Source organism: Ruminococcus sp. (assembly GCF_045129435.1).
GTDB lineage: Bacteria > Bacillota > Clostridia > Oscillospirales > Acutalibacteraceae > Ruminococcoides.
In genome coordinates, this window is record NZ_JBGVJL010000055.1 from 1 (window position 1) to 3309 (window position 3309).

Annotated in this window: 4 protein-coding genes; all 4 read left to right on the top strand. The window is 36.0% G+C overall.

Translation table 11 applies throughout. The annotated features are described in order from the left end of the window. Window positions 1-329 precede the first annotated feature (329 nt). The 4 genes from ACJMMI_RS02795 (at window position 330) to ACJMMI_RS02810 (ending at window position 3090) form a co-directional block, all read left to right on the top strand. On the top strand, window positions 330-521 hold the full coding sequence (locus ACJMMI_RS02795) for a hypothetical protein (protein ID WP_405353299.1): 192 nt from the start codon (window positions 330-332) through the stop codon (window positions 519-521). Window positions 522-523: 2 nt separating this feature from the next. Further along, window positions 524-2431 carry a DUF4942 domain-containing protein gene (locus tag ACJMMI_RS02800; RefSeq protein ID WP_405353301.1) on the top strand — a complete coding sequence of 636 codons (1908 nt, stop codon included), beginning with the start codon at window positions 524-526 and terminating at the stop codon, window positions 2429-2431. Between the two features lie 150 nt (window positions 2432-2581). Continuing rightward, the gene (locus ACJMMI_RS02805) at window positions 2582-2887 is read left to right on the top strand and encodes a helix-turn-helix domain-containing protein (RefSeq protein WP_405353304.1); all 306 of its coding nucleotides are present in this window, start codon (window positions 2582-2584) and stop codon (window positions 2885-2887) included. A gap of 5 nt (window positions 2888-2892) precedes the next feature. After that, window positions 2893-3090, top strand: coding sequence for a hypothetical protein (locus tag ACJMMI_RS02810; protein WP_405353307.1), 198 nt, complete (start codon window positions 2893-2895; stop codon window positions 3088-3090). The last annotated feature ends 219 nt before the right edge of the window (window positions 3091-3309 follow it).

A 3309-nucleotide genomic window follows, 5' to 3' on the forward strand; every position in this document is an offset into this window, starting at 1 on the left:
TTCCACCCCTGTGATTGTGTTCGATTGTAGTCGATTATATCCGTTCGAATACAATGGACTACAACCGCACACTTCGTTTTTGCTAATATTTTCGCACATTTTCAGAGTGGAGGACAATACGGTGGTTTATTTGACGGTTACGATATAATAAAGATATCGAAGAAAAGGACACCAACGAAAGGGGAATAAAAATGAAAATTGAGGAATTATACAAACTCAGAGTAAACAAAGAATGTTTTGAAAAAAAACCTAATGTTTTGGACAGGCTATTTTCTATATTCTTTACTGAGTCCGTACCGATGTGAGCCTGCCTGTAGCATTAACTCTCTTTGATGATTGCAGAAACAGCAAGCACCGGAAAAAGAATGAGTGATTGCATATGCAGAGATAATTGGAGATGTTACAAAGCTAAGGAAGGTTGGAAAGTAATTTACGGCAAATATGATGTCTGTGGAAAATGTATCGAGCATTACGGAATTAAAGAAATTCGCCGATATTTCAAACAGAAGGAGTGTGAGTAAGCTTGCTTGAAATAGTTTACAGAATATATGAGGTTGCCGATGAAGAAACAGCTACAGCAAATCTCAAAAAAGATAGTGAATTTGGATTGTATAATTCAATAAGCAAAGCTCAGAATACGGAATTGGTAATGGACTGCCTTATATGCGAGAGCCGAGAGCATTTCAAGGAAATCATAAAAGCAGAATACGGAGATAATATTTCTTTTCGTTATTCAAAGAGATTAAAAGCAGGCGACTTGTATTGTATAATAATCGGCGAGCATTGCTACAATACAGAAAAATACTTTAATAAGGTAACTTTTACCTGTGATTGCTGTAATGCAAAGGTAGAAACATACTTTGGCAAGCCTATTGCCTTTTCTGAGTACGAAGTTAAGCAAGAGCTTTTCAATATTTCAGAATACTCAAAGAAAAGGTTTTGTTCGTATCACTGCAAAAGCGAGTATCTGAAAAAAGAAAGGCTTACCCTTAATCCCGATGATGACAGTGAGTTTTACATTGATAAGGATATGTTCATCAACAAGGATATATGTTTTTTTCAAGACGGTATTCATATTGTAGGTGATAATTTTCTTAATTTTGACACTTTCAAAAGATACGACCTTGTTATTATGAATCCACCGTTTTCAGAAGGTGACAAGCACCTGCTCAAAGCTATCAGCCTGTTACATAACGGCGGTCAGATAGTTTGTCTGCTTAATGCTCAGACTTTGCTTAATCCTTGCACCAACAGCAGAAAGCTCCTCTTGAATTTGCTTGATGAATACAACGCTGATATAGAGTATATTGAGGGCGGTTTTCTGAGTGCGGAAAGAAGCACTGATGTTGAGGTTGCACTTGTGTATGTTTCTATTCCTCATAAGGATTCCTTCGGCAGTGATATACTTGAACATCTGAAAGAAGCCGAAAAGCTGTCTGAAAGTGAGTATGCGGCTACAGATTTAACCTTGAACGACTACATCAAATCTTCCGTTCACAGATTCAATCTTGATGTAGAACTCGGAATCAGGCTTATTGAAGAATATAACAGCCTCGCACCTTACCTTGATGGCAGTTTTGATAAGGCTAATAATTCCTATGCCCAACCGTTGTTATCCCTTTCAATCCCAGATGGTGATTTGAGCATAAACGGTTATGTTGAAAGCGTGAGGCGAAAGTATTGGACTGCATTGCTCAATAACGAAAGTATAACTAAAAACTTTACAAGCGAGCTTCGCAGTCATTACCTTGATATGGTTTCAACCTTTGCTAATTACGATTTTTCAGAGTATAACATCAAAACGCTTATCTGTGAGATGAACAGCAAAATCTATCAGGGCGTTGAGAAAAGTATAATGGATTTGTTCGACAAATTCACCGAGGAACATTCCTATTATCCTGAATGTAAGAACACTATCCACTATTTCAACGGTTGGAAAACAAACAAGGCTCACAAAATCGGCAAAAAGGTAATTATCCCTATGACTACATACACTTTCTATGGCAGTCTTGAATCTTATTGTATAGCACATATGCTGTCAGATGTCGAAAAGGTTTTCAATTACTTTGAAGGCAACGAGATTACAAGCGGTAATATTATGGGAATACTTGAAAGAAATGTAAAAATGGGCGTTACACGCAAAATCGAACTCAAGTATTTTTATATTTCTATCTTCAAGAAGGGTACAGTCCATATTGAATTTAAGGACCAGAAGCTCGTTGACAGGTTTAATATTTACGCTTGTCAGCATAAGAACTGGTTGCCGCCGACATACGGTAAAATTCATTATGATGATATGACTGACGAAGAAAAAGAGGTCATTGACAGCTTTCAGGGCAAAAAGGAATACGAGAAGGTAGTGTGCGAAAAAGACTATTATCTCAGACCTGTTGTTCCTGAAAATGTTTTGTCACTGGCAAGCGGAATGTAAGATTCATAGTATATAATAACTCAAAAGTTATTGACCTTTTAATACATTTGAAATATAATAAAAGAAATGGTAGTTATGTACTACTTCATCACTTTATGAAAAAAACTCGTAAAACCCCATACAAAGGCTTAACAGAGAGAGGTGTATAATATGGACCAAACTTATATTAACAATCCTGCTATTGGAAAAAATTGGGAAGATTTTAGAAAAGAAATTTTCACTCCCGAAGAAATTGCTGAAAGCAATCTTAGAGTTGCCCTTATTGGTGAAATCATCAAAGCAAGAAAAGAACAAGGTATAAGTCAAAAGGAGCTTGAAAAACTCAGCGGTGTAAAACAACCTGTAATTGCGAGAACAGAAAAAGGTGATACAAACCCACAGCTTGATACTATTCTCAAAATATTAGCTCCACTTGGAAAAACTCTTGCAGTTGTTCCACTTGCCGATAAGAGGTGATTATAATGTCAAAAAAGACAATTTCAGAAATGGTGGATATGTTACCAAAAGACAAACAACGCCTCGTTTATGAATATGTAAAAAAACTGATTTTGGAGTGGGATTCTGATTTTACAAAACTCACTCCGGACGAGCGGAAACGACTTGAAGAAGCAGAAGCCGAAGAAGATGTTATCGGTATAGATGAAATTGATTGGGATTAACAATATACAATCAACGCTAAATATGAGCAGAGGAAAGACAACAAATTCCTCTGCTCATTTATTTTGACTTGCTTTGAGGGTATAAATTTATACCATCAAAGCACAAAAACAATATAAAAAAGCACTATATTAAATAAATAAGGGTATAAATTTATACCCTAAATAAAAAAGGAGAAAGAATTATGGATTACAATTCAAAACACCCTTGCGACATTTGCC